The 23,363-nt window shown below is 61.7% G+C and carries 17 protein-coding genes and 2 pseudogenes; 3 read left to right on the forward strand and 16 right to left on the reverse strand.

Going from position 1 to position 23,363, the window contains the following annotated elements; translation table 11 throughout:
* Positions 1 to 141: 141 nt before the first annotated feature.
* Both AC0L25_RS04840 and AC0L25_RS04845 read left to right on the forward strand, forming a co-directional pair.
* A complete protein-coding gene (locus tag AC0L25_RS04840; RefSeq protein WP_473594432.1) occupies positions 142 to 3,831 on the forward strand; it encodes a PAS-domain containing protein in 3,690 nt (1,229 codons plus the stop codon).
* A gap of 69 nt (positions 3,832 to 3,900) precedes the next feature.
* Positions 3,901 to 4,611 carry a response regulator gene (locus AC0L25_RS04845; protein WP_473594433.1) on the forward strand — a complete coding sequence of 237 codons (711 nt, stop codon included), beginning with the start codon at positions 3,901 to 3,903 and terminating at the stop codon, positions 4,609 to 4,611.
* Between the two features lie 264 nt (positions 4,612 to 4,875).
* Here AC0L25_RS04845 and AC0L25_RS04850 read toward each other — a convergent pair whose 3' ends face one another.
* From AC0L25_RS04850 to AC0L25_RS04900, 11 genes and pseudogenes are all read right to left on the reverse strand, one after another.
* Positions 4,876 to 6,582, reverse strand: a complete 1,707-nt coding sequence (locus tag AC0L25_RS04850) for a tetratricopeptide repeat protein (protein ID WP_473594434.1) — start codon at positions 6,580 to 6,582, stop codon at positions 4,876 to 4,878.
* A 3-nt stretch (positions 6,583 to 6,585) separates the two neighbouring features.
* Positions 6,586 to 6,807 (reverse strand): DUF1127 domain-containing protein, encoded by a 222-nt coding sequence (locus tag AC0L25_RS04855; protein WP_473594435.1) that lies wholly within the window; start codon positions 6,805 to 6,807, stop codon positions 6,586 to 6,588.
* Positions 6,808 to 7,526: 719 nt separating this feature from the next.
* On the reverse strand, positions 7,527 to 8,207 hold the full coding sequence (locus tag AC0L25_RS04860; RefSeq protein ID WP_473594436.1) for an HAD family acid phosphatase: 681 nt from the start codon (positions 8,205 to 8,207) through the stop codon (positions 7,527 to 7,529).
* Between the two features lie 796 nt (positions 8,208 to 9,003).
* On the reverse strand, positions 9,004 to 9,957 hold the full coding sequence (locus tag AC0L25_RS04865) for a DUF6600 domain-containing protein (protein ID WP_473594437.1): 954 nt from the start codon (positions 9,955 to 9,957) through the stop codon (positions 9,004 to 9,006).
* 298 nt (positions 9,958 to 10,255) lie between these two features.
* Positions 10,256 to 10,621 carry a phosphotransferase gene (locus tag AC0L25_RS04870; protein WP_473594438.1) on the reverse strand — a complete coding sequence of 122 codons (366 nt, stop codon included), beginning with the start codon at positions 10,619 to 10,621 and terminating at the stop codon, positions 10,256 to 10,258.
* 42 nt (positions 10,622 to 10,663) lie between these two features.
* The gene (locus AC0L25_RS04875) at positions 10,664 to 11,332 is read right to left on the reverse strand and encodes a haloacid dehalogenase type II (RefSeq protein WP_473594439.1); all 669 of its coding nucleotides are present in this window, start codon (positions 11,330 to 11,332) and stop codon (positions 10,664 to 10,666) included.
* A 229-nt stretch (positions 11,333 to 11,561) separates the two neighbouring features.
* Positions 11,562 to 11,810 (reverse strand): annotated as a pseudogene (locus AC0L25_RS04880) (IS21 family transposase); the annotation flags it as partial.
* Between the two features lie 294 nt (positions 11,811 to 12,104).
* Positions 12,105 to 13,559 (reverse strand): aldehyde dehydrogenase family protein, encoded by a 1,455-nt coding sequence (locus tag AC0L25_RS04885; protein ID WP_473594440.1) that lies wholly within the window; start codon positions 13,557 to 13,559, stop codon positions 12,105 to 12,107.
* The gene (locus tag AC0L25_RS04890; RefSeq protein WP_473594441.1) at positions 13,556 to 13,789 is read right to left on the reverse strand and encodes a hypothetical protein; all 234 of its coding nucleotides are present in this window, start codon (positions 13,787 to 13,789) and stop codon (positions 13,556 to 13,558) included. Before AC0L25_RS04890 ends, AC0L25_RS04885 begins: the two co-directional genes overlap by 4 nt.
* Positions 13,790 to 14,059: 270 nt before the next feature.
* The gene (locus tag AC0L25_RS04895) at positions 14,060 to 15,229 is read right to left on the reverse strand and encodes an alanine racemase (protein WP_473594442.1); all 1,170 of its coding nucleotides are present in this window, start codon (positions 15,227 to 15,229) and stop codon (positions 14,060 to 14,062) included.
* 20 nt (positions 15,230 to 15,249) lie between these two features.
* Positions 15,250 to 16,113, reverse strand: a complete 864-nt coding sequence (locus AC0L25_RS04900) for a GNAT family N-acetyltransferase (RefSeq protein WP_473594443.1) — start codon at positions 16,111 to 16,113, stop codon at positions 15,250 to 15,252.
* Positions 16,114 to 16,410: 297 nt separating this feature from the next.
* Here AC0L25_RS04900 and AC0L25_RS04905 point away from each other — a divergent pair, with 297 nt between their 5' ends.
* Positions 16,411 to 17,355 carry an ornithine cyclodeaminase family protein gene (locus AC0L25_RS04905; protein WP_473594444.1) on the forward strand — a complete coding sequence of 315 codons (945 nt, stop codon included), beginning with the start codon at positions 16,411 to 16,413 and terminating at the stop codon, positions 17,353 to 17,355.
* 347 nt (positions 17,356 to 17,702) lie between these two features.
* Here the strand turns inward: AC0L25_RS04905 and AC0L25_RS04910 are convergent, their stop codons facing one another.
* The 5 genes and pseudogenes from AC0L25_RS04910 to AC0L25_RS04930 form a co-directional block, all read right to left on the reverse strand.
* The gene (locus tag AC0L25_RS04910; RefSeq protein ID WP_473594445.1) at positions 17,703 to 19,025 is read right to left on the reverse strand and encodes an NAD(P)/FAD-dependent oxidoreductase; all 1,323 of its coding nucleotides are present in this window, start codon (positions 19,023 to 19,025) and stop codon (positions 17,703 to 17,705) included.
* Positions 19,026 to 19,295: 270 nt separating this feature from the next.
* Positions 19,296 to 20,045: pseudogene (locus AC0L25_RS04915) on the reverse strand (transposase family protein); the annotation flags it as partial.
* A gap of 60 nt (positions 20,046 to 20,105) precedes the next feature.
* Entirely contained in the window at positions 20,106 to 21,356 is a 1,251-nt protein-coding gene (locus AC0L25_RS04920) for an NAD(P)/FAD-dependent oxidoreductase (protein ID WP_473594446.1), read from the reverse strand.
* A gap of 123 nt (positions 21,357 to 21,479) precedes the next feature.
* Entirely contained in the window at positions 21,480 to 22,358 is an 879-nt protein-coding gene (locus AC0L25_RS04925; RefSeq protein WP_473594447.1) for an ABC transporter permease, read from the reverse strand.
* Positions 22,359 to 22,393: 35 nt separating this feature from the next.
* Positions 22,394 to 23,344, reverse strand: coding sequence for an ABC transporter permease (locus tag AC0L25_RS04930; protein ID WP_473594448.1), 951 nt, complete (start codon positions 23,342 to 23,344; stop codon positions 22,394 to 22,396).
* Positions 23,345 to 23,363: the final 19 nt, after the last annotated feature.

Raw genomic sequence — 23,363 nt, forward strand, 5'->3', positions numbered from 1 at the left:
GTTTCGTTTTCACGTCAGCGCTGGCGATGACTCCCACGAGCCGAAACAGTTGAAACAAATCACGCAGCGTCTGAATGTATGCTGAAACAAAGAGGGGCTAGTATCCGCCCTCGGGAGATGACGTGAACAGAGGGAACGACCATGCGGCCTGATCATCCGGTGCCATCCACACACACAGGCTATGCCCTTTTTGACGCCAATCATGTTCTCGTCGACAGCAATCCGGAGATATTCGGAAGCCAGCGGCTCGACCGCGGCGAGATGCGGCCGATGGACGCCATTGCCGCAGTCGCCGACGCCCTCGCATATCTGAAAAGTTTCGACGGCCGCCCCATCGAACCGGGCAACACGTTCGTTGAAAGCGCCGCGGCGCGATGGACGCAAATCGACAAGGGTCCAGTTGAAGCTGAGACATTGGATGGGCGGTGGAAGTTACTCACCGCACATCCTCGGCCGAATGGTGGCATGGCCCTGGTAAGCGTCGACATTACCGACATGAAGCGAGCGCAGATCGCGCACTTGGAAAACGCGGAGATATTCCGCTGCATCACGGACAGTCACCCGCTGCCCGTTTGGGTGGTGGACGCGGGAAGCGGGCAAATCCTCTACGAAAGCCTCGATGCGTCGAACCTGCTTGGCCGAAAATGGACCCAGAACGAGCCGCAATTCCTGACGGATCATTTCGTGAATAATGGCGAATTCGATGAAATCAGTTCTCTCGCCAGCAACAGCGACATCGTGCGGGATCGCGAAATCCAGCTTAGAAACACAAGCGGATCGACCGTATGGTGCTCGAGCAACTGCCGCCGCGGCGTTTATGGCGGGCGCTCCTCGCTCATCATCGGGGTATTGGACATCACGGAACGGAAGCAGCGCGAGGATCTGTTCGGTTTCCTGATCAAGCATCATCCGCTGCCGGTATGGATGAACGATGCAAGTTCGGGGGAACTCATCTACCAGAGCAATGCTGCCGAACGGCTGCTTGGATGGAGCAAGAAGGCGCAACGCGAGACGGTGCGGCTCGGCGACTACTTTGTCGACCCCGAGAAACACCGGGAAATCAATCGAGAGCTCATGCAAAAGGGCGTCGTCGAAAATTGCGAGGTGCTTCTTAAGAGACCCGACGGCCAAGAGTTCTGGGCCACGGGCAATCTCAGGATCGTCGAGTTTCAGGGCCGGCGAGTAGTTCTCGCCGGCATCGCCGATGTGACCAAGCAGAAGAAGCGTGACGGCGAAGTCGCTGCGGCGCGGGAGATGCTCGCAGACGCCGTTGAATCACTCTCCGAGGGATTCGCACTGTACGACGAAGATCACCGCCTGGTCATGTGCAACAGTCTTTACCGCGAGCTGAACCACCCGGTGCGGGATCTCGTCGAACCGGGCGTGGAATGGAACGAGCTCCTTCGCGAATCCGCCAGGCGCGGCGTGTACCGCAACGCGGTTGGGCGCGAGGACGAGTGGCTCGACGAGCGGATTCAAGGCCGGATCGAGTTCCACTCCCATTTCGAGGTCCCCCTCTCCGACGGCAAATGGCACTCGGTTTCGATACATCCCACCGATCTTGGCGGCTTCGTCGTAACGCGCGCCGACATCAGCGGGCGCAAAAAGGCCGAGGCTGCCGAGCGCGACGCCACGGCACTGCTGCAAAAGGTGCTCGATGCCTGCCCTTCGCCGATACACATGACCACGTTCGAGGGAGAAACGCTCTACCGCAATCCTGCTACCAGAGATCTCTATGCAGATCGCCCTCGAATAACCGACCACTATGTCGATCCAGACTATAGCGCAATATTGGAGCGCACCCTGGTCGAAAAGGGCAGGATCGATGATTTTCGGGTCCAGCAGTACGACACAGAGAACAAGGCCTTCTGGGCTTCGATTTCCGCTCGCCTGATCGATTTCCAGGGAAGGCAGGTGATCGTGTCGAACACGACTGATATCACCGACATGATCACCGCCCAGCAAGAAACGCGCAAGGCCAACGAGCGGCTGATCGACGCGATCGAATCTCTGGCCGAAGGGTTTGCCCTCTACGACAGGAACGATTGCCTTGTGCTGGCCAACAGCAGGTACCGCCAGATGCACGCGATAAGCGCGGATGCGCTCGTTCCCGGGGTGAACTGGTTCGATTTCCTCCGCGTGACCGCAGAGCGCAACCAGTTTCCGGTTCCACGGGACAAGATCGACGACTGGCTTGCCGAGAGGGCAAGGGACCGCCGCGAATTCCGGCAACAGGAATTCCGTCACACGGACGGGCGTTGGTTTTTCGTCTCGAACTGTCCGACCCGCGAAGGCGGGTTCGTGGTCACCCGTGTCGACATTACAGAGCGCAAGCGGGCCGAGGAGGCCGCCAAGGAAGCGGATGAACTGGTCCGTAAAGTCCTCGAAGCCTGCCCCGTCAACATTCAGATGACCCGCGCACATGACGGGAAGCTGCTCTACCGCAGCCCCGCCACCGTTGATCTGCTCGGCGACGTCACCAGCGCCGTCGATTACTATGTCGATCCTTCAGAGCGGAGGCGATACGTTGAGCGGCTGCTCGCGACGGGGTCGGTCGACGATTTCGAAACCCAGCTCAAACGCAAGGATGGTGGAACTTGCTGGTGCTCAATTTCGTCTCGACTGATCGATTACCACGGTGAGAAGGTGATCGTTTCCCACGCCTACGATCTCACCGACCGTATCGAAATGCAGCAGCAATTGGAGCGGCAGCGCGAGACGCTGCACCAGAACGAAAAAATGTCGGCGCTCGGCGGATTGCTGGCCGGGGTGGCGCATGAGCTGAATAATCCGCTCTCGGTGGTGCTTGGCCTGTCATCGCTGTTGAGGGAGACCGCTACCGACGCCAAGGTCGTTGAACGCGCCGACAAGATGAGCAAGGCAGCCGAACGCTGCGCCAGGATCGTCAAGACTTTCCTGGCTATGGCCAGACAGCAGCCGACGCGAACCTCAAACGTTGCAATCGATGACATTATTTCCGAAGCGGTGGAAGTGGCGAGCTATTCGATTCGATCGTCGGACATTGCGCTTTCAGTTCATCTTGAACCTGGCCTTCCCCCGATCTGGGCGGATCCCGATCAGCTTGGCCAGGTGCTGATTAATTTGCTTGTCAATGCAGAACAGGCGCTGCACGGCTGGGAAGGGCGACGGAAAATCACGGTTTCAACGCGGCTTCATCCCACGACCGGCAACATAGTCGTCAGCGTTGCCGACACGGGTCCGGGAATTCCCAAAGAGATACTTCCCCGCATTTTCGAGCCGTTCTTCACGACCAAAGAGATTGGGGCAGGGACTGGGATCGGGCTGTCCTTCTGTCATCGGATCGTTCAATCCCATGGAGGGACCATCGAGGTCGAATCCCCCGAGGGGGGTGGCTCGACCTTCATACTTTCGCTGCCTGCTTCGGACCATATCGAGGAACGAGCCGAAACGGCCGAAGACGAGCTCCCGAATTCAACCGGCATTGCTTGTCTGGTGGTGGACGACGAAGAGGAAGTGGGTGAGTTGGTCGCTGAGGTGCTCAGGCGGGATGGTTTTAAGGTCACCATTGCCAGATCGGGCAAAGAAGCGCTGCTGCATCTCCAGAACCGCACTTTCGCGCTGATCCTGAGCGATCTGAAAATGCCTGATATGGACGGACGGGGATTGTTCAACCAGATTGCCAAGCTCTATCCGGCCGAGCTCGACAGGTTAGCCTTCCTGACAGGGGACACGATCAGCCCGGACGCGCAGTTGTTCCTGCGCGCCGCGAAACGGCCCTATCTTGAGAAACCGATCAAACCGAACGAGCTCCGTACGTTTGTCGCGAATCTGGTCAACAACAATACTTGACAGATCAGTGGATTTGCACGTCACTTCAGGGGCAGCTTATCCATTAGGCTAGTTGCTCGGTGGTCGATTTTGACGACGCACGCACATATAGTTGTCTGCGATGACGAACCGGATATCCGCGACACGGTGGCGGAATATCTGGAGCATCATGGCTATGCCGTGACGACGGCCAACGCGGGGCCTGCCCTGCGTGAACTTATTAATAGCCAGCACGTCGATGTGGTCATATTGGATATCCGAATGCCAGGTGAGGATGGCCTCTCCCTGGCGCGATATTTACGAGAGCACTCAGACGTTGCCATTATCATGCTGACCGGGTCGGCGGAAATCGTCGACCGCGTTGTCGGCTTGGAGATTGGCGCCGACGACTATGTCGCGAAGCCCGTGGACCTGCGGGAACTGCTGGCGCGGGTGAAGGCCGTGCTGCGCAGGACATCGGCGAGCGAACGAGCCGCGGAGAAAGCGAGTACTCCGGGCCCTCCCCAGGTCCAGTTCGGCAAGTGCCGCTTCGACCCGGACGCACACAAATTATACAACGCCGAGGGAGCCGAAATAGCGATCACCGCAATGGAGTTCCGGCTTCTGAAAGTATTCAGCGAACATCGCGGACGAGTACTCAACCGCGATCAACTGCTCGAACTCGCCCATGACCGCGGATGGGATCCCTTCGATCGCAGCATCGACATTCGCGTTTCGCGCCTGCGGAAGAAGATCGAGGTCGATCCCTCCAAGCCGGAGGTGATCAGGACGATCCGCGGCATGGGTTACCTCTACGCTTGAGTGCGCCGCCGCCGGGTTGGACCAGCGCCCCAGCCCTTGCGGCTTATGCGGTTTTGTGGCTCGAGGGGTGATAGCCCGCTCAACGTCTGATTTTCGGGATTCATCTGCGTTGCCCTGGGCTTCCACTATCACGTGCGGGCGCTGAAAGGCTGGCGTGCAGGCCAAGCCGGCCTTCTCAGCACCTGGATTGTGTGTCGCAGCCGGGGTTGCGAGGCTGCGACACGTTTCCTGAGCCGACAACGACGCCGGCAACTTAAGCGCGGGTCAGAGCCGTTCGATGCCGAAAAAGTCCGGAGCTCCCACCCAGGCGGCCTTGAAACGCGCATCCATCTCTTTGGCGTCCGCTGTCCTGCCGGTCCGGCGGAAAACCTCGCGCAGGCCCCACAACGCCCAGGCGTTGTTTGGAGTCTGCTCCAGCACGTGCTCAAAAGCTACCGCGGCCGCCTCGTGCTCGCCCATGGCCATGTAGACCGCGCCGAGGGTCTGCCGGACCGGATAATACCAGTAGGCCGGTTCCATATAGGCAAGGCCATCCTCGATCGCGACCGCCGCCTCAAGCTTATTGCGCGCTTGCCGCAGGTTGCCCTGGTGCTGGGCAATGCGGGCCTCCACGATCAGCGCGCTCAATTCCAACAGGTCCGGCGCCGGAAGTCCCCCCGCCGTCTCCGTGGAAAAATCGGTCTCGGCGGCGAGCTTGCGGATTGCGGCGGTCTCGGCGCGCGCCGCCTCGCTCGCACCCTTTGCGGCGAAGGCGACGCCCCGCGCATATCGCCAGGTTGCCTCGACATAAGGCAGGGCGTTTGCCGGCACCGGCAGCGCGAGTATGACCTCGGGATCGCTGTACTGGGCGTGCGCGAAATAGGGAGCCGCCTTGATCGGCTGCAGCCCGGCCACCTTTTCGGCCGTGGTGTTGGAGACCAGGGATTCGAGCTTTTTGGCCGCCTCGGCGATTGCCTCGATGTCGCCCGCCATCTGTGCGGAGGTCATCAGGAAATGCAGGTTGTGCGGGTAATAGCCGTCCGTGTAGACACCGGGCGTGCTCTCCGGCGCTATGCCGACGCGCTCGAAATAGGCCTCGTCCGCTGCCACCGCCTCGCGGTTGATCTCCAGGCTGTCGATCCACCGGCCGACCTGATGATAGATGTGCGCTGGCATGTGCACGATGTGTCCGGCGCCGGGCATGAGGGCGGCAAGCCGGTCGGCATGGGCTTCGGCCCTTTCCGGCGTCGTCGATGCTTCGACGGCATGGATATAGAGATGGATCGCGCCGGCATGATCCGGATTGCGCGCCAGCACCTGCTCCAACGAGGCCACAAGCTTGACCGTGTCCGGCTTTGGCGTTGCTCCGCCGTCAAGCCAGTAGTCCCAAGGCATCAGGTTCATAAGCGCGTCAGCGTAGAGCGTGGCGATCTCGTCGTCCTGCGGATGGCGGTCTGCCAGTTCCGCCATCGCCGCGGCATAGGCCTGGTTCAGGGCGCCCTGGTCGGCCGAAGTATCGGCGCTATAGCGCTTGGAGAGCGCGGCGATGAGGTCCTTTTCCCGGCTGGTGGCAAGGTGCGCTAGCTTGCGCGCCTGCGCGACGGCTTCGGCGGCGTTCGCGGCCGCCTCCTGGCCCATGCCGGCGTTGATGTTGGGGCCGAGCACGTAAGCCTCGCCCCAGAAACACATGGCGCAGGTCGGGTCCAGCTTCTGCGCGGCCCTGAAAGCGCGTTGCGCTTCGGCGTGGTTGAATGCCCACGCCCAGCGCAGACCCTGATTGAAATAGGCCTGCGCCAGCGGGTTGGCGGTGGTGATAGGGTAGGAATGACTGCCGAGGTTTTCCAACAGCGGGACGCTTGTCGAATCCTCCCCAACCGCCGCCTCGGCCTGGCGATGGGGAACGCCCGTTTCATGGGAATAGGCGTCGGGCGCCGCCAGAAGGGCGGCCGCGCTCGCACAGGCCAGTAGCGGGAGCCTAAATGAGAGCTTCATGGTTCAGCCCGCCTTGTCTTCTTGGCCGCGATTCAAGCCGCGGACCACCAAACCAATTTCGGACCGGCTGATCCCGATGTCCCTCAAGAAGGCATCGTCCATTGCCGCCAGAGTCCGTTCCGCCATACGGTGAACCCGGAAGTCCCGGAAAGAGCGGTAAGCTGCTCGCATTATCGACATTGCAACACTCCATTGATTGGCGCCGCGGGATGCAGCGGTTGCCATTGCATTTAAACCATCCCTGTTTCAGGCGTTTTTCCGCGCCGAACGCGAAGTGTTTCGTTTGTTTCAGCGCCGGGGAGCGCTCCCGCGCGGTGTGAATTCCGAGCTGCCGGAGTCGCGCGGGAAACCGCCTTCTTTCTTGGCGCTCGATAGTGAAACCGGCGTCCGCGATCAGCCACGTTGGCTCGCGCGTCAGATGGCGGCACCGGGAGCCAGCCCGTCAGTCCGACAAGATGCCTTTGCAGCGTGCTCGGGGATCAGAGTCTCTCCGCCGCCATGTTCCATGAACACCTGCGCCCGCCGAGCTTCAGGACGCGGCGGAACTCAGCCAGCGGATGCTACAAGGCGGCGGATGACGACTACGGTCTCGGCCATAGCGTCACCCAGAACGTCTAAGGCAGGTTGAAGCTGGAGAAGGCATCGCCGGCGCCCTGCCCTTTGAAGTCGATGATTTGCCTTGCCAGGCAATCCGCCGAACGTCTGCTACGGCAAAATTCTGCGAATTAGCTCCGTGCTGTTCAGGCCTGGAACGGCCCCAGAGATAATGCAGCCGCCTACCGATCTAATCGCCGATTATCTGCTGCCTTCCGAAACGGCACAATGCGCCAATTCTGGATCTTCCCCAGTGATGCTGCGAAGGTTAGCGTGCATTTCGTTGGGCAGCGCAGATGGTTGCACGGCAAGGAGCCTAGCTAGCGTCCCGGCTTGCGCAGTACAGGCCGTCAGCGAACCCTGTAGAACGGATTCGGCAGCAGGAACAGCTTCTCGGCGTGTCCCCCGAACAGGTCGGATGGCTGGTCACCGACATTGGCAATGATCGTGTAGCCAGCCTTTTCGATTTCGGCTCTTGTAGGTGCCTTGAAATCAGCGGCGGAACCATATTTGGTTCCCGGCTGGACCATATAAAGTTGCTCATAGCCGGCATAGCCCGCCGATTGCAGATTCTGTTCGGTCGCCTGACGCTGGTCCTCCGGGCGTCCGGTGATGAAGAATACTGCGACTTTCGCCGTTAGCGCCTGCCGGAAGACCTCCAGCACGGGGTCGATGGCCGGATCCTTCGCGAGTTGGTCCCAGGCGGCCCAGCCACAGGGACCGTCGATTGCGATGTCGCAGGCGCCGCCGATCGGGCGGCCGAAATTGTCACGTGTGATCACTTCCCAGTTGGCCAAAGCCGTCTCGTCGATATCGAGCACCAGTGCGGGGCGAGGCACCTCCATTGCGCGCTTGACGACCCAATCGCCGGCCTGCTTCGCCACGGCGGCAAGGTCGCGACCATATGCACCGGAATCATGATAACTGGCGGCCGCCAGCATCGCGTCGCCGACATTGGCTGGCTGAGACGGGCTTGTGAGAAGGAGTGAGCCGTCGGCACGAGCCGACCCAGGCACATTTGTGCCAGTCATCAGCAGGATTGCCCCGACGGCCGCACCACGCGCAATTCTATTCCAACCAATCGTCTGCATCACGAGACCTTGCGGTCGCGAGAGTGCTCTGTCAAGCGAGGCAAACCACAGGTCCTCGAAACTGAGCGATGTCGGCAAGTGCCCCAATAGCGGTCTTTCGGGGTGCTTGAGGTGAACGCTAGAAGTCGACCTCGCGAGAACTACCACCAACCCTCTTGAAGACAGGTTCGGGGTACCGACGGCCGCCGATTGCCGTTCAGCCGGCGCACCGAGCCGGTCGGGACGCGATCGTCCGCATGGCGAGGGTTGGCAGCTTTGGCGCGCGTTGTCGTTCAGCGGGCACCGCGGTGGAACGACCGCGGTGCCGTAGTCTGTACCCGCACACCTAGCAGTTCGCCCCAGTCTGCGGATCGCACGCCTTGTTTTCTTGCTTCTGTGGCTTGGGCTCGGCCGCCTGTTCCGGCTCAGCCTGCTGCTCGGCGGCGGGCTGCTCCTTGGCCTTCCGCTTCTCAGGCTTGGCAGCCTGTTCCGGCTCGGCCTGCTGCTGCTCGGCGGCGGGCTGCTCCTTGGCCTTCCGCTTCTCAGGCTTGGCCGCCTGTTCCGGCTCGGTCTGCTGCTGTTCGGCGGCGGGCTGCTCCTTGGCCTTCCGCTTCTCAGGCTTGGCCGCCTGTTCCGGCTCGGTCTGCTGCTGCTCGGCGGCGGGCTGCTCCTTGGCCTTCCGATTCTCAGGCTTGGCGGTCTCTTCCGGCTCGGCCTGCTGCTGCTCGGCGGCGGGTTGCTCCTCGGTCGTCGACTTCTAAGGCTTGGCGGTCTCTTCCGGCTTAACCTCTTCGTCGGTCGCCGGCGCCTGTTCGGTCGTTGCTGCACCTTCGGTCGGCTTCGATTTCCGGCCTGCCTGAACCTGCTTCACCTCCTCAATGTCTTTGAGCTCAGCTGGTTTGGCATCGGGATCGGCTTTCACTTCACCTTCAAAGACCGTGACCGTATCGTTTTCCAATTTGCCGGCCTGATCGGGCGTCTCGGTCTCGCTGACCTCGACGACAGTCACCTGCTGGTTCGTCTCCTTCTCGATCACATCAACATCAATGACTTTGTTGATCACCACGTTGTTCTGGATCGTCACGTCGCCGGCCGGCTCGGCCGCCTCGACAATGCGCACAAACTCCGGCTCGTCACGGATAACGACGACAGAAATGTCCTCAGCAAGGAATTCGCGAGTGGGGACCACGACCCAGTAAAAATCCGGCGTGGTGTCGAAGGTCACCTCGATTGAAATCAAATCCGGATCGCGGCGCGGCGGCAGCGGAGCCCAGATGATGTGCTCTCTTTCACGCCGCCAGCTCACCCATGCTGGCGCCCAACGAGTGCCGGGAACCCAGTACCAGCCGATGTCGTCGGCATAGCCCCACCGGCCGTAATGGTAGGTCGCCCAGCCGAACGGCTCGTCGGACACCCAGAGCCAACCATACTGCTCGGTATAGACCCAGTGTCCAAGGGTATACGGACGCCAATCGTCACGTACATCAACCGGGACGAATACGGTCGCTCCCTGGTACGAGACCCAATCACCATGGGAAGACAGGTCGTCGTAGAATGTGCTGATCGAAATGGAAACATCGGTGGCAGCCCTCGCCTCGGACACAAGCGTCAATGGCGCAACCGGGTTGGGAATCTCGACGACGGTGAGCAGGCAGGCAGTTACGCCGCCCAGCATCAGCCGTACAGCGTTTTGGGCAAGGACGCGTTTCATCCTAATCTTCCTCCGAAACAGATCGCCCTTCATCTTGGAAACTCACCGGCTGTCGGATTGTTCCACTTGCTAAAGTTGCCCGCATCTGCTCACACACCGGCTTGGCATCACACGATGGTACGCTACCCCCTATCAGCGCAAACGATTGCAACGGTCGTGAAGCGCGCGGGCGAGAGGCGCAGGATAGAAAGGCCTTGCTCGGCACGCGCGACATTCGTTTTGATGTATTGGGCATCGGCCGGAAAAAGGCGGGATCGCCAGTAGTTGACCAGGATCAACGCGCTTTGTCGCGCCCGCATCAGTCCGATGAGCAGTTTTGCTTCCAGTGCCGAAAGCGTAGTGACCGAGGCGAGTCGGCGCTAAGATGTTCCGCTCCACCCAAAGGAAGGGTCGAATCCCCTACGACGTGACTTGCTGCGATCGCCAGGTCCTGGTTCCTGGGGCTCCAGCAGCCATCGCCGAAATCAATAAAACCCATTTCCTGGCCAGTCACCATCATATTGAATGGGCTGGGATCATTATGAGTTACCTGCCACGCCAGTAGTGCCGCCGACATGTCCGGTTCGGAGGAGCCCGGCCGCATCGCTAGGCTTGCGGCGGCAGCGCGAAAATAGGCTTCGGTTGAAGCTGCCGCGTAAGACAGATGGGCGCATCCTGCCGTCATAGAGCCACTGAGCTGACCCTGCTTGTCAGCGGGGACCAGCCCTCAGATTCCGAAAACGCCCGGTAGCTGCGTCACATCTCGGATTTCCGTGTACTCGTAGTAGGGGTTGGCAGGCTCATGGCCGCGATTAACCCAGACCTTGCTCTTGATCCCCAGATCATAGGCGGACATCAGGTCGTGGCGAAAAGACGAGGACACATGCGTTATGTCTTCTGGTCCGCATCCCAGCATGTCGAACATATACTCGAACGCCTTGAAATGTGGCTTGTAGGCACCGGCCTGTTCAGCGGTCAAGACGGCATGAAAGGGCGCACCGAGCTTTGCCACGTTCGACGGAATCTGGGCCACCATGGAGTTCGTCAGGGTGACCAACGGAATTTCCTTGGCCAGTTTAGCCAATCCCTCGGGTACGTCCGGATGCGGCCCCCAGGTGGGGATGCGGTTGTAGATCGTTTCGGCGTCTTCGGCACGGAATGCGACGCTGTTGCGGCGGCAGGTGCGTTCCAGTGCGTTGTGAACGACATCTGCATAAGGCTTCCAGTCCTGCAGCACCTCATCGAGGCGGTAGCCCTGGAAGTTTCTGATGAATTCGTCCATGCGCGGCCCATCCACAAGATGACCGAACAGATCCCTGGCGGCTTCCGCCATTTGGAAATTGATGAGCGTGCCGTGGCAATCAAAAGTCACGTATTTCGGCCGGAAGCGATCCATGTCCCTGGTTCCTGTCAATCTGCCTTATCAGCCGAGCATAGCCGCAGGCGTTTGGCAGAATGTGCCGCAATGCTTAGTCATTCAGCAGAAGGCCCTCCGGTCGACCGCAAAACCAGCACGCCCTTTCGCTGGGCTTCCTCTTTCGCCCTGCCAGCTGAAGCGTGGCCTCGGTTTGGTGAAGAAGACAGAGGAGCAGAAAGGGCCGCTTTCGGGAGACGAGAAAGGCCGCCTCAACGACTGGGGCGCGTAGGATGGATTGCCAAAGGCGGTGGCGGTCATCCTGGACGCTCTTCTCGACCTGTCCCTTCTCCCAACCCGATGCCGGATTGCAGAACGCGGGCTCGAAGAGTTAGTGGCTGGCCATGGCCTTGAAGCGGACCTGGTCGTCGCGCTCCTTGCCACGGCCGGCCTTGTCGATTGCGGTCTTCATGTTGTCGTGGATACCGCGCCGCCGAATGCCACTGAACTCGCGGAAGGCGATTATGGAACTTCGTCAAGAGATTATGACATTGACTTTAAAGCGTCAAAAAGGGCAGCGCCGCAGCTCTGACGACGAAAAATCGCCGTCACTTGCCGGATGCCGAGTCTTGCCGCAATATTGTTCGGCCCAAGCGACGTCAGCCTGCCGAAACCGAGCTGCCGCCTTTCGTAGAGCTCGGCGACTGGCGCAGCGAACCGCGCAGTCTTCACTATTACCTGGTTAGCGATCCGGCCCGGCCTACTGGTATAAATGGCGCCATTGGCGCGCCCTCTGCGCTTGCGAAGATGTCGCCTAGAAATAACCGAGTATAGATTTGACCTCGAGATACTCCAACATGCCCTCGAGACCGTACTCGCGTCCGTTTCCTGATTGCTTGACGCCGCCAAACGGCGCGTGGGGATCCCAGGCCGGATAGTTGAGATGCACCTGACCGGCGCGGATCCGCGAAGCGACGTCCTTGGCGCGGTCCATATCTCTGCCCTGCACATGCGCCCCGAGGCCATAGACGCTGTCGTTGGCAATGGTGACGGCCTCCTCCACCGTCTCGTATGGGATGATGCAAAGCACCGGGCCGAAGATTTCCTCCTGGGCAATACGCATGCCCGTTCGCACCTCGGAAAAAATCGTCGGCTTGACGTAGAGCCCGACATTTAGGCCGCCTGGACGACCCTCTCCGCCGGTGAGAAGCTTCGCGCATTCCGAAATCCCCACGCCGATCATAGTCTGGATACGGTCGAACTGGGCACGGTTGGCGATTGCACCATGGGTGGTGGTCTCTAAGAGAGGATCGCCGACGACGATCTCGTCCGCGGCGCGCTCGGCGATCAACTCGATCTCGGCAAGCCGCGCCCGCGGCACGATCATGCGCGTCGGCGCGCTGCACGACTGGCCGAGATTGCGGAAGCCGGCGGCTACGCCCAGAGAGACGGCGCGATCGAGGTCGGCGTCGGGCAGGATCACGTTCGGCGACTTGCCGCCGAGTTCCTGCGCGACGCGCTTCACCGTCGGCGCCGCCGCCTGCGCAACTGCGATGCCCGCGCGGGTCGAGCCGGTGATGGAGATCATGTCCACATCCGGATGGGAGGCAAGCCCTGTACCCACGCCTGGCCCGTCGCCATTCACCAAGTTAAACACACCGGCCGGGAACCCGGCTTCCTCAATTGCCTCGGCGAACAGAAGGGCGCTCAAGGGAGAAAGCTCGCTTGGCTTCAAGACGATCGTGCAGCCTGCGGCGAGCGCCGGCGCTACCTTGGCGGTGATCTGGTAGAGCGGCCAGTTCCAGGGTGTGATCAGTGCGCAGACACCGACCGGTTCGCGGGTGACGGCGGTGTGGCCGCGCTGCTCGACGAAGGTGAAGGCTGTCAGGACATCGCGCGCGGTCTTCACATGGGCGATCGCCAGCGGAACCTGCGCCGTGCGCGCATAGCCGATGGCGGCGCCCATTTCGAGGGTCAGACATTGTGCGATGAGTTCACGGCGCTCCTCGAGCAGGGCCTGCAGACGATGGAGCAAGCTCGCGCGGTAATCCGGCTCGGTCCGGCTCCAGGTGGCGAATGCCCGGCGGGCCGCGGAAACGGCCGCGTTCACGTCCTCGCCATTTCCGAGCGGAAATTGCGTTACCACTTCTTCCGTCGCCGGATTCGTGACGGCTGCATGGCCAGTGCCCCTGGGCACGAGCCATTCGCCGTCGATGAAGAATGTGCCGAGGCGGCCGTTGCGAGACAGGTGCTCGAGGGGCGTGGTCATGTCACCAGGTCCTTCATCCGACAGTAGGCGCCGAGGATCGGCAGGGACCAGGGGCACCCGAAATATCGGGTGATCTCCGGCCAGTCGAAATCCTTCCAGGGTTTGAGATTGGGGCGCCCATCCATGACCTCGACCATGTCGACGCCGGCATCGAAAGCCTTGTAAAGAGCGGTGACGGCATCCTTGCCGGCCATGACCTCATGGTTCTGGGCAAACCCGTTGTTACACATGCCGCCATTGCGCCCGGACGCAGCGTTGCCGATTGTATCGGCCTCAAGCAGGGCGACCCGCGCGCCCTTTTGGCAAGGGCTAGCGCGGCGGAGGATCCGGTCATGCCGCCACCCACCACTGCCACGTCGTAGCGGCCGTCGAGGGGATTGGACGAGCCGCGATCGAACGGCTGAGATGTGTCCAGCCAGTAGCAGGAGGTCGGTTTCATCTTTACACCACCTGAGCGTCAGCTTGCATCGACGCCATGAAAAGCGTGGAGATCGGAACTTCTACCAGCCGCGGATCCGCTCCCACCGCGCGTCGATCTCCGGACTTCCTCCGTTGACGACGCTGTAGAAATCGTGCTGGCCGGCCATCGCGCAGGCGTGGTTTGGCAGAATCCGCAGCCGGGCACCGACCCGAAGGTCTGGCATGCTCTTGGCCGAGCCGCTGCGAATCGCCAGGATGCCGTGTTCCTGGCTGGCCTGTGACACGATCACGTCTTCGAGCACGCGACCCGCCTCGTCGCATACCAGGCCGTAACCCTGATCTACCCGCTGGCTCGCGGTGCCGCGATCGCGCGAGAGCGCCATCCACCCCGCGTCAACAAGCACCCAGTCCTTCTCCGGCTTGACGCCGACCACCGTGGCCAGCACTGAAATCGCGATGTCGTCGACGGCACAGACCCCGACTCCGTGCTGGACAAGGTCGAAGAACATGTAGACACCGGCGCGCAGTTCGGTGACGCCATCGAGATTTTCGGCGAAGTGTGCGGTGGGCGTCGAGCCGAGGCTGACGATCGGGCACGCGTGGCCTCGAGCGCGCAGAATTTCGGCGGCTCGCACGGTGGCCGAACGCTCGTTCTCTGCCGCCTCCACCAGCGCTTCGGGCGTGCTTAAACCATAGGACTCGCCCGCATGGGCGAGGACGCCGACGAGGTGGGCGCCCGCCGCGACCACCCGGTCGGCGACCTCGATGAGCTTGGGATCGTCCGGCTTCAGTCCACCGCGATGGTCGTCGCAATCCAGTTCGATGAACACGGATGGAGTAACGCCGGTGGCCTTGCGCACATCGGCCAGGGCATCGGCCTGTTCAACGGTATCAAGCAGCAGCTTTAGGTCGACGCCGGTGCGGCGGCAGAGTTCCGAGGCACGCAGAGCCGAGGCCGGCGACAGGCCGACCGCATAGGTCATGTCGCGATAGCCGTGGCTGGCGAAGTATTCCGCCTCGGCGATGGTCGAGACCGTGATCGGGCCGGGTTCAGTGGGGAAGACCTGTCGGGCGACGTCAATGCTCTTGGCCGTCTTCATGTGCGGGCGCAACACAACGCCAAGCTTCCTGGCGTGGTCGGCGAGACGGTTTATGTTGCGCTCGAGCTTCCCGCGATCCAGCAGCAGCGACGGGGTGACAAGGCCATCGATCTTTTGGACCGGTTCCAGCGATTTCGCGTTGGTTTCCATGTTCTCGATGTTCCTCATCACTAACCGAAGGACTGGTTCGCCAGGGCGTACATGCAGGCCGCACCGTCGGGCATTGGTCGCCGCCCCTTGACCATGGCGGTGGCTCCGCCGACCCTGACAAGGCCCAGGCTTTCCAGCCAGTCGCCCGACCCATGCTCGGCATAGACGTCGATGCGCACGAACTGGCCGTGGAGCCTCGAAAGCTGGTCTAGGATCAAGCCTTGCGCGTCTTCGGCGCTTTCGGCGGCCACTGGGCCGACAACGTAGCCGCGCCCGAACTTCCTGGCGATCGCGTAACCGGTGACCCGTCCACGGCGGTCGATCACCACCACGTCGCCCACATCGGCAAGCGCAGCGATCATCGGCCCGCGCGGCATTCCGGTGGCCCGTTCGTCGAAAGCGCGGAGTGCCGGCAGGTCCGATACCGTCGCCGGCCTGATGTCGGCGCAGGCCTTCGCAGGCACGGGGACGTTTAGTTGGCCCTGGTGCTGAAGCACGGTGCCCCACTCGGTGAAACCGCGCCGTCTGTAGAGCGTGAGCCCCTCTTCGGTGGAATTGAGCAGCACGTTGCGACCGTCCGTCGACTCAAGCAGTCCATTGAAGAGCCGCGAGCCGTAGCCACCGCCTTGCGCGGAGGCGGTGACGATGATCATCCCGGCCGTGGCATAGGCTTGCCCGTAGTTCCACCACATGGCCGAGCCAATAACCTCGCCTTTCTGCTGCAAGACAAGGCCCTCGCCCACCGTCGCGGCAAACTCCCAGTCCTCGCGGCGATAGGGCCAGCCCATCTCCTGCGACAGCCTCAGCGCGCCGGGCACATGGCGGGCCTCGAACGCGGTAAGCTCGGTCAGGTCGACGATATCTGTGTCATGCCCAACGGCCATTGCGAGACGCTTTCAATTCACCCAGAGATCGAAGCTCAAGGTGGCGTCCGGTGAGCAGATTTCGCTGCTGTTTTGCCCGTTCAGATCAGCGGGATCATTCGTTTTGAGCTATTCCACAGCATACCAAACTACGCAAAGTGGGCGAGGTATATCCCGCACCTCGTATCGCCTCGCTTGACCGTTTTGGCGATCCATGTCGCGCCCATACGGTTCACAATGAATGCGATCCAAGCCCTCGCAATCGCAGTCGCAACACTCCCCAACGATGAACCGCTTGTTGCTCAGGAGGTATTCGGGATGATCTACATCAGCGAAGAGGAGTCAGCCGCCCTGGTCACCCATGAACTGGCTTTCGAAGCCGTGCGGAGAGCTCTCGTTGCTGCCGCTTCGAAACAGAGCCTGGTCTTTCCCGCGGTTCTCGGGCGCGCACGGGAGGCGACCAATACCTTCTCAATCAAATCCGGTTCGTCGAATGACCTTACCGGCGTGAAAATCGGCTCCTTCTGGTCGCGCAATCCGGCACGTGGCCTTCCCCGTCACAACTCCACCATCGTGCTGCTCGACCAGGACACAGGACGCCTCGGCGCGGTGGTCGAGGCGGGCAAGGTCAATGCCTATAGGACCGCCGCCGCCGACGCGGTTGCGGCGGAGCTTCTCGCGCGCCGACAAGCCAAGGTTCTGGCGATCTTCGGCGCAGGCAATCAGGCGGGTTTCGAGGTGACAGCCCTTGCTCGCATCCGCCCCATCGAGACCGTGTTGGTCGTGGCCAGTCCCTCACCACGCCGCGACGCTTTCGTAGACCGGATCGGGGACCACGGCCTGACTGCACGCGCCGTACCGGCCGAAGAAGCGGTACGCGCGGCCGACATCGTGGTAACGGCGACACCCTCGCGCCAACCGCTGTTCGATGCGACGTGGGTGAAACCCGGGACTCATATCGTGAGCATGGGTTCGGATGCCCCGGGCAAGCGCGAATTGGCGACCGAATTGTTGTCGAGGGCAAGCCTGTTTTGCGACCTGGCTTCCCAGTCCCTTCAAATCGGTGAGTTCCAGCATGTGCGCGAGTCGGTCGAAGCGGGCACGCTCATCGTGACGCCAATCGGCGATGTGATCGAAGGCCGTGCGCCGGGACGCCGTTCCGACGAGGAGATCACCGTCTTCGACAGTTCCGGCATATCCCTACAGGATCTCTACATGGCCGAGGCGCTGATTCGCGCTAAAGCGTCCCCCCCGTTTATCTAGCGCACGTGGGATTTGACCGACATCTACTGCATACCTGCTTAGCCAAACGAAATCTTGCATTCTGCTTCCAGCCATCGAGCAAGATCGAGGGCTTTCCCAGACAGTTCAGTTTCTCCTGTCCATATGAGCCCGTAGTGGCTTCCGTCGGGATCGAGGCCGACGGGTGCAATGAGCCGCTCTCTATCTATGTCGTCGGTTGCGAGGACCATGGACTAAGGACAACGCCCAAACCCGCCGATGCGGCTTCAACGATCAGTAAAGTGACGGTCGTAGAAGCGAATTTCCGTTGGGCGCGGCGCCGAGGAGTGGATGGTTGGTGCGCGTCAGGCCTGACTTCCGGCTGACCTTCAGATAGCGGCAATATCCAGCTTCGATCCGTCGACCAGTCGCGACAGGCGGAACGGTGCGGGATCGATGCAAGGCGTGTCGTTTGCGACAAGCTCTGCGGCCAGATGGCCAAGCCCCGGGCCCAAACCGAAGCCGTGACCCGAGCAACCCGCCGCGAGGACGAGGCCATCCACCCCGTCTACATTCGATACGACAGGCACTGCGTCCGGCGTGCAATCGACGAAGCCGCCCCAGGCACTATCAATCTCGATTTCGCCGAGTTGGGGAAAGGTTTTCCGCACACTCTCCACCACCTGGCTCACCAGCCATTTCAAGGGTGGAGGATCCAGCACGCGATTCTGTTCGAAGATTCGATCGTCGCTGGTCAGCAGGGCCTGCATTGAATCCGGCCCCGAAACGAACGATCGGCCGACGCCAAGTCTCACGTTCTTCAGGCGACGCAAGAACTGCGGCATGAATTCACGGCTATAACGGATAGCCTGCGGCGTAATTTCGAGGTTCGCCTTGCCGCTGATCGCAAGCGTATAGCTGCCATCCAGTCGGCGCGTGATCGTGCAGTAAGGTGTGGAGACCGCCTCGCCTATGTTGATCGTCGGGGTGGAACGCAGCGCGGTCTGCCGGATACTCGCCTGAGGGAAACTGACACCGAGCGGCCGAAGGAAGCGCGAGGACCAGGCGCCCGCGGCACACAGCACGGCGCTGGTCTTGATATAGCCCATCTCCGTGTGCACGCCCGCAATCCTGCCATTGGCCAGCTCGATTGCCCGTGCGGCGCATTCCTGGTGGATCGTCGCGCCCAGAGCCCTGGCCCCCTCGGCAATAGCCGGCGCAGCAAGTGCAGGCTCGGCCTTGCCGTCTCGTTCCGAATAGGTCCCGCCGACCCACTTGCCGCGCGCTTCGGGGACGCGCTCGGCCACTTCCGCCCGGCTCAGCACCTGGGTGTCAACGTCGTACTCCCGGGCGATCTCGCGCCACCTTTCCCAGCCGGCGAGCACAGCCTCGTCGTGAGTCGCATAGACGAGACCGCAGCGTCGAAATCCAAGGTCCCGATTGATATCGCGTGTCAGCTCGTCCCACAGTCGCATGGAGAGCACCGAGAGCGGCAGTTCGCGCCGATCGCGGTTCTGCTGGCGGCACCAACCCCAGTTTCGGCTCGATTGTTCACAGGCGACGTGGCCCTTCTCGAGCAAAGCCACAGAGATGCCACGCTTCGCCAGGAAATAGGCGGCCGTAGAGCCGAGGATGCCGCCGCCGACAATGAGGACGTCGACCTCGGCCGGGAGACGCTCATCGCTGTGAATGCGTTCGACTCGGGGCGACATGTTCCAATCAACCTCGGCTGCCAAGAATGCGGAAGCAAAGTTCCGATCAGCCCTTCATCGCATCGTGCGCTCGAAAGAATGTGCCGAAATCATCTAGGACTTCGCCAGATGTGCTGGTTTTTGATCCCTTGATCGACACGAGCTGCTCAAGCCCGATCCAGTGCCAGTTCCGCGCAGGGCGGCACCTGCTCGCGAGTGCGTCGGATCGCGCTTGAGGGTCTTGAGCCTGCGAGCGAAGTTGTAAGCGGCAACGAAGTCGGCGAGGTGTTACCCGAGCTGATCGTGGCTCTCGTAGTAGAAACGTTTGACCGTGGCGTCCTTGATCGTGCGGTTCATCCTCTCGACCTGTCCATTGGTGGCCTTAGTCGTAGGGTGCTCGATGTCGTTCGCGCCGCAGGCATATTCGAAGGCATGCGCCCAGAAGCGTTCGCCGTTGGCGATAGCCTCTTTGATCAGCGGCACGGCCGAGCCTTCGGCATCGGGTGTGGTGGACTGATTCCATCGTCGGTGAGCACGGTGTGGACCTTTTAGGGAACGGCCGCGATCAGCCGGAGCAGGAACTCTCGGGAGACGGCAGTGGTGGCCTTCTCATGCAAATCCATGAAGGCGAACTTCGAGGTACGATCGATGGGGACCAACCTGCGCAGCTTGCCCTGTTTGGGTCTCACCTCGGCGATGTGGATATGGAAAGTAGCCAATCGGATAGCTCTTGAATTTCTTCTTCGCCGGCCGGTCGCCTTCGACATCGGGCAAGCGGCTGACGCCGTGACGCTGCAGGCAGCGGTGCAATGACGAGGGTGTCAGATGCGGGATCGTCGGCTGCAACGCATAGAGGCAGTCATCCAGCGGCAGCAGCGTATAGCTTCGAAAGGCGATGATGACGGCCTCTTCCTCGACCGCGGGCACGGTCGACCGCCCCTTCTTCGGCCCAGTCGGTAGATCGAGGACACAGATCCGACTCTGCAACTTCGCGACGGTCTTCTGGTTGATTCCATAGCGCTTCGCCAGCGCCCTCAAGCTCCGCGGTGCCTCCAGCCGGGCCACAGCGACGAATGGTCAAAAGGCCGTCACCTTTGGCCGTCAGCGGCTGGCTCGCCACCAGGCAATACGGTCCTGCAGGGCGTAGCCCTTGATGACGGCCGGCATGAACCAGGGATTGCCGCGATAGAACGGGATTGCCGCAGGCGGCCGGAAATCGAACGAGGAGCGCGCCTGCTCACCATGTCCCATCAGCTTGTGGGCCGCACGCGTGCCGACCCATGGCGCCCAGACCACGCCCGAACCGCAGAAGCCGGTGGCGTAGACGACGCCGTCCTTCTCGAAGATGCGGGGCAGCATGTCGCGGTGCATCGCCACGTTGCCAAACCAGCTGTGCGACAGGCGAACATTCTCCAACTCCGGGAAAAGTTCGACTAACCCGTTGCGCAGACGGAGTATCGGGGCTGCCGGATCACCTACACGGGAGCTGTCTCGGCCACCCAGCAGAATGCGCCTGCCATCTGGCGAAGGGCGGTAATAGAAGCCAAGCTCGCGGCCCTCGCCCATCATCATCAGCTTCGGCATCAGGCGGGCCATGATCTCAGGCGCGAGTTCCTCGGTGGCAATGATCCGGCTGCGGACCGGCACCAGGCGGCGGCGCAGGAAGGGGGTGGCACCGTCCGTATAGCCGTCCGTGCAGACCAGAACCTGCCGCGCCTGCACCGTTCCGGCCGAAGTGGCGACGCGGAACCCCGACCCATGCCTCTCAATCGACGTCACGGGCGTGTTGGAATGCACCACCAGTCCCGAAACCAACGCCACCCGCAGGAGTTCGGCGTGGAACTTCGCCGGGTGCAGTCCGCCGATGTCCATCCGGACAGTGCCGCCGCGGTAGAAGTCGGTGCCGATGTAGTTGCGCTGCTCCGCATGGGGAACGGGGTAAGATTCGACCGCAAGTTTCTTCGCCAAAGCCTCGGCGCCGCGGGCCATCTTCTCGTACTGCTCGTATCCGAGAGCCCCTTTGAAAAGGCCGACCAGCTTGAAGTCGCAGTCGAGCTTCTCGGTGCTGATGAAATCGTAAAGGAATTCGCGCGCGATCTTGCCCTCGGCCTCGATTGCCATGGCTTTCTCTTCGCCAAAGCGCCGGGTGATGGTGACGTAGTCCAGCCGGATACTGCCGCTGGTAATTCCGCCATTGCGCGACGATGCCCCTTCGCCGGGGTTCATCGCATCGAACGCCGCGACGGACCGACCCGCGCGCGCCAGCACTAGCCCGGCCGAAAGTCCCGCATAGCCGGCGCCGACGATCGCTACATCGACCTTCTTGACCAGGGGCTGCGGCGGCAGCGGCATGACGGATGCCGCTTCCCACCAGTAGGGTGTGTTCTTGTCGGCGACTTTCGGCTCGTGTACTTGAGTCACGTCACTTCTCGCTTGGTTTTCGGGATCGGGAGTGGTCCGCCTTTGCCGGCGAGATCAGACACGGTCGTCCCGCACGTCGAGCGCATCGCGCAACCCGTCGCCGATGAAATTGAAGCTGGTCACGGCGATCGTGATGGCGGCGCCGGGAATGATCGCCAGCCAAGGCGCACTGTCCAGATACTGCTGGGCGCCCTCGAGCATGTTGCCCCAGCTGGGCAGCGGCGGCTGAATGCCATAACCCAGGAAACTGATATAGGCTTCCAGCAGGATCGCGCGCGCCACTGTCAGCGTAGCGGCCACGATGATCGGACCCATGGCGTTGGGCAGGATTTCGCGGAACATTATATGCGTGCCGCTCAGCCCCAGCATGCGCCCGGCCAGCACAAACTCGCGCTCGCGCAATGACCGTACCTCGGCCTCGACAATTCGGGCGACCTCCATCCAGCTCGTGATAGCGACGATGACGGTGACCATAGCGGGGCTCGGCTTCAGTGCCGCGGCCAGGGCCAGCAGCAGGAAGATGGAGGGGAATGACAGGAAGCCGTCGACCGTGCGCATCAGCGCTGCACCGATCCAGCCGCCGCGGTAGCCCGCGATCACGCCGACGAAAGTTCCGATCAGGGTCGACAGCAGCATGGCAAAGAAAGCCACCAGCAGTGAGGTCCTCCCCGCCATGAACAGTCGCGCCGCCACGTCCCGCCCCAAAGGATCGGTCCCGAGATAGTGGTCGCCGGTCAGCGGCGGTGAAAAGCGGGCGCGCAAATCGATGTAGAGGGAATCATAAGGCAGGAGATGAGGGCCGAAGACGCATGCCAGCGTAAGAACGGTGATCATCGCCACCCCCAGCAACGCCAGATGATGGCTGGTGAAACGACGCACGGTGCGGCTGCGCCACCAGCGGCTTGGTCCTGCATTTGCGGCGAGAGCGGTCATTTCGGGTGCCTCCTGTTGGGCGTGAGGTTACGCGCTCAACCCAGACGAATGCGCGGGTCTACGATCGCCACGGCAATATCTGCGATCAGGTTGCCCAGAATGACGAGGATGGCTGAGAACATCAGCAGTCCCATCACGACTGGGTAGTCGCTGTAGCCGAGGCTGTCCAGGAACAGTCGACCCATCCCCGGCCAGGTAAACACTGTCTCCGTCACCAGCGCGCCGGTCAGGATGCTGGGAAGCTGCACCCCGGCCAGTGTGATCATCGGCAAAAGCGCATTGCCGACGACGTGCTTCATTATAACTCGGCGCTCGCTCAGGCCCTTGGCGCGGGCGGTATTGACAAAATCCTGGCTGATTGCGTCGAGCGTCGCAGTGCGCATGTAGCGGCTCCAGATCGCGACATGCACCAGCGACAGCACGATGCTTGGCAGGATCAGGTGATGCAGGTAGTTCAGAACCGAACCGTCGCCGATCGTGTACATGTTGCCTGCAGGCACCCAGCCTAGTCGCAGCGAGAAGATGTAGATGCCGACGAGCCCGAACCAGAAGGTCGGGATCGACAGCGCGACCATAGCTCCGACCGTCGCAACATGGTCGAACAGCGAATAGCGGTGCGTGGCGCCACGGATACCGATCCAGGTGCCGATCGCGATCGCAATCGCGGTGGACGTCCCCATCAGCAGCAGCGTGGCGAAGACGTGCCGGCCAATCACTGCCAGCACAGGCGCGCCATCGCGGAAGGAGTGGCCCCAGTCGCCCTGGAGAAGCCGCCAGGCCCAGTCGAGATATTGCATCCACAGCGGCCGATTGAGCCCCAATTGCTCTTTCAGGCGATCGAGATCGTCCTGCGTCATGCCGGGATCGAGCCCAAATTGCGCCAGTGGACCCCCGGGTAGCAGGTTCAGGACGAGGAACCCGATGACCGAGACGATCAGGAGCAGGATGAGGCTCTGTGAGAGCCGGTTGAGCAGGAAGCCGCGCATTCAACTCTCCTCTGTCAAG

The sequence above is a fragment of the Mesorhizobium sp. WSM4813 genome (assembly GCF_055811555.1).

What these genes read in the sequence shown, in the direction of transcription:
- AC0L25_RS04905 (WP_473594444.1), top strand. Translation starts at nt 16,411, where the DNA reads ATGATCTACATCAGCGAAGAGGAGTCAGCCGCCCTGGTCACCCATGAA.
- AC0L25_RS04865 (WP_473594437.1), bottom strand. Translation starts at nt 9,957, where the DNA reads ATGAAACGCGTCCTTGCCCAAAACGCTGTACGGCTGATGCTGGGCGGC.
- AC0L25_RS04875 (WP_473594439.1), bottom strand. Translation starts at nt 11,332, where the DNA reads ATGGATCGCTTCCGGCCGAAATACGTGACTTTTGATTGCCACGGCACG.
- AC0L25_RS04885 (WP_473594440.1), bottom strand. Translation starts at nt 13,559, where the DNA reads ATGACCACGCCCCTCGAGCACCTGTCTCGCAACGGCCGCCTCGGCACA.
- AC0L25_RS04900 (WP_473594443.1), bottom strand. Translation starts at nt 16,113, where the DNA reads ATGGCCGTTGGGCATGACACAGATATCGTCGACCTGACCGAGCTTACC.
- AC0L25_RS04920 (WP_473594446.1), bottom strand. Translation starts at nt 21,356, where the DNA reads ATGCCGCTGCCGCCGCAGCCCCTGGTCAAGAAGGTCGATGTAGCGATC.
- AC0L25_RS04890 (WP_473594441.1), bottom strand. Translation starts at nt 13,789, where the DNA reads ATGTGTAACAACGGGTTTGCCCAGAACCATGAGGTCATGGCCGGCAAG.
- AC0L25_RS04850 (WP_473594434.1), bottom strand. Translation starts at nt 6,582, where the DNA reads ATGAAGCTCTCATTTAGGCTCCCGCTACTGGCCTGTGCGAGCGCGGCC.
- AC0L25_RS04855 (WP_473594435.1), bottom strand. Translation starts at nt 6,807, where the DNA reads ATGGCAACCGCTGCATCCCGCGGCGCCAATCAATGGAGTGTTGCAATG.
- AC0L25_RS04930 (WP_473594448.1), bottom strand. Translation starts at nt 23,344, where the DNA reads ATGCGCGGCTTCCTGCTCAACCGGCTCTCACAGAGCCTCATCCTGCTC.
- AC0L25_RS04925 (WP_473594447.1), bottom strand. Translation starts at nt 22,358, where the DNA reads ATGACCGCTCTCGCCGCAAATGCAGGACCAAGCCGCTGGTGGCGCAGC.
- AC0L25_RS04860 (WP_473594436.1), bottom strand. Translation starts at nt 8,207, where the DNA reads ATGACTGGCACAAATGTGCCTGGGTCGGCTCGTGCCGACGGCTCACTC.
- AC0L25_RS04895 (WP_473594442.1), bottom strand. Translation starts at nt 15,229, where the DNA reads ATGGAAACCAACGCGAAATCGCTGGAACCGGTCCAAAAGATCGATGGC.
- AC0L25_RS04910 (WP_473594445.1), bottom strand. Translation starts at nt 19,025, where the DNA reads ATGTCGCCCCGAGTCGAACGCATTCACAGCGATGAGCGTCTCCCGGCC.
- AC0L25_RS04870 (WP_473594438.1), bottom strand. Translation starts at nt 10,621, where the DNA reads ATGACGGCAGGATGCGCCCATCTGTCTTACGCGGCAGCTTCAACCGAA.
- AC0L25_RS04840 (WP_473594432.1), top strand. Translation starts at nt 142, where the DNA reads ATGCGGCCTGATCATCCGGTGCCATCCACACACACAGGCTATGCCCTT.